This is a genomic window from Bifidobacterium hapali, assembly GCF_002259755.1.
Lineage (GTDB): Bacteria > Actinomycetota > Actinomycetes > Actinomycetales > Bifidobacteriaceae > Bifidobacterium > Bifidobacterium hapali.
The window spans coordinates 1-2,755 of the sequence record NZ_MWWY01000067.1 but is presented as its reverse complement, the minus strand read 5'-3'; the positions used below and the strand labels follow the sequence as shown (position 1 = coordinate 2,755).

The 2,755-nt window shown below is 61.2% G+C and carries 2 protein-coding genes; both read left to right on the top strand.

Annotated features, from left to right (window positions below; translation table 11 throughout):
- Window positions 1–724 (top strand): IS21-like element helper ATPase IstB (istB, locus tag BHAP_RS11300; RefSeq protein ID WP_244569406.1); only part of this gene is annotated, 724 nt, incomplete at its 5' end.
- Between the two features lie 142 nt (window positions 725–866).
- Entirely contained in the window at window positions 867–2,435 is a 1,569-nt protein-coding gene (locus tag BHAP_RS11295) for an IS3 family transposase (RefSeq protein ID WP_094730742.1), read from the top strand.
- Window positions 2,436–2,755: the final 320 nt, after the last annotated feature.

The following is a 2,755-nucleotide window of genomic DNA, read 5'->3' as shown; positions in this document are numbered from 1 at the left end:
GAAAAGCGAACGCATCCTCATGATGAGCCGCAGCCTGACCCTGACACGCAGCGTGCTCGCCAACATGCTCGCCGAGGCGACACCCAACCAGCTCGAATTCATCGAACGCTGGTTCACCGCGGAACTCGACTCACGAGAGCAATCCAAACGAGCCCGTCTCCTCAAACAGGCCGGGTTCCCCGCCGACAAGACCCTCGACGGCTACGACTGGACCAACCTGAACATGCCCGCCGACTGGGGGCGAACCCAATTGGAGAGCCTCGAGTTCATCAGTCGATGTGAGGACCTCGTGCTCTACGGGCCCGTCGGGGTCGGCAAAAGCCATCTCGCGATCGCGATCGGCAGGCTCGCCTGCGCCAAGGGCATACCGGTCCGGTTCTTCACCGCGACCGGACTACTCATGCGCCTGCGCCGCGCCCAACAGGACAACCGGCTCGACCGGGAGCTCGCGGGCATCGGCAAAGCACGCCTCCTGATCATCGACGAGTTCGGCTACCTGCCCATCGACGAGGAAGGCAGCCGCCTCCTCTTCCAGATCATCAGCGACAGCTACGAGACAAGGAGCATCATCTACACCACCAACATCGAATTCTCGGGATGGGGACGCATTCTCGGCGACAAGAACATGGCCGCCGCCCTCATCGACCGCACCGTCCACCACGGACGACTCATCAGATTCGAGGGCCACTCCTACCGCAGCCAACACGCCCTCATGACCAAATAACCAAACAACACAACAACACACGCAGACAGGCAGTGGCCGATACCGCACACAATGCGGAAAACCCGCTGCCTACACTGCGGAAAAACACTGCACAAAATGAGGTGGTGCCGTTTTCTTGGACTGTGATCCGGGAGGAGCCATCATGGCGAGGTATACGAGGGAGCAGCGTCGGCGTGCGGTGGAGTTGTATGTGAGGTATGAGTGCTGCGCGGCGGACGCGATCCGGGAGTTGGGGTATCCCAGTCGTGAGGCGTTGCGTATGTGGCATCGGGACTGGCTCGAGGAACAGAAGACGGGAATACCCTCGACGCGTGGCGAGCGGTATTCGCGTTACACGTTGGAGCAGAGGCGGGACGCGGTGGACCATTACCTGACGCACGGGCGGCGAGCGAGCCGCACGATCCGCCAAATGGGGTATCCGAGCAAGACGCTGCTGGCCTCGTGGATTGACGAGCTCGCGCCCGGCGAACGCCGGCTTCGCCACGGGCCCATACCTGAGGAGCTCAAGCGCGAGGCCGTGCTCAAGGTCGTGTCCGGTGGAGCGAGCTCGCGTGAGGTGGCGGAGGGATTGGGAGTGGATTCGTCGGTAGTGAGAAACTGGAAGCGGCGATTGCTCGGCAAGACGAAAGGGGCCGCGGTGGCGAAGGACGAACCGGAACGCAAGGATACCGCACCGCAGGCTGATGCGGATGCGCTGCGCGGCGAGATCGCCTCGCTGAACGCCGATCTGGAGCGATTGCGCGCCGAATACCGGGCGATGGAGATCAGGCTGGCGATCATGAAGGGAGCGGTGGAATTGGTGGGAAAAGAGCCGGGCGCAGACCCGGACAACCTGACAAGCCGAGAGAAAACGATTCTGGTCAAAAAGGTCAGTGAGGCCCTGGGCGTCAACGCCGAGAGTCTGCTGGGCGAGGTCGGCATCGCACGCAGCACGTACTACTACCAGCTCAAGGCCATGAGCAGGCCCGACAAGGACCGGGGCCTGCTCGCATTGGTGCGCGAGGCGTTCGAGAACAGTAAACGCCGTTATGGGTACAAGCGCATCCACCTCGAACTCAGGAGCGCGGGCATCGTCGTCTCCGCGAAGCGCGTCATGCGGCTGATGACCCGCCATGGCATGGTGCCGGTGTTCAAGAGCGCGAAGCGCTACAGCTCGTACAAGGGAGAGATCGGCGGCGCGCCGGCCAATCTCGTCAACCGCGACTTTCACGCCGCGAATCCGANTGAGCTGTGGGTCACCGACATCACCGAGTTCTCGATCCCCGCGGGCAAGGTGTACCTGTCGCCGGTGATCGACTGCTACGACGGCATGCCGGTCGCCTGGACGANCGGCACCAGCCCCAACGCCGCATTGGCCAACGGGATGCTCGAGGACGCGTGCGCCACGCTCCGACCCGGTCAGACGCCCGTCATCCACNCCGACCGGGGATGCCACTACCGGTGGCCTGAATGGATTCGCATCTGCACGGATCATGGATTGACGAGGNCGATGAGCGCGAAGGGCTGCAGTCCGGACAACGCCGCCGCCGAGGGGTTCTTCGGCCGGCTCAAGCAAGAGTTCTTCCACAAGAGGAGCTTCCAGGGCGTCACGATCGACGAGTTCATTGCGATGCTGGACGAGTACATGGTCTGGTACCGGGACAAGCGCATCAAACTCGAATACGGGATGAGCATCATGGACAAGCGCATCCAGCTCGGGCTCGTCGCCTGAACACATGTGATATCGTTCTGAACGACCATTCAGACAACGAAGTCCAACAAAACGTCACCACCCCCCTTTCGACCACGCTGATCACGTCAAAACGAGGCAAAAACCTGTTTTATGTTGTGGTTGTACTGTTGTTCGTGTTTGTTTGGCAAATACCGAATTTGCTGATGAATTCTGGCGCGGCTAGTCAGATTGATCTCGAAACGGCAAATCGTGCGGCCGANATTATGGCGTGGACTCCGTTTGGCGCGGCATTCCAGTTACCGTATGATGCGTGTGCTGGCAACTGGCGTGCGGTTATCGCACGGCTGGCAATACTGGCA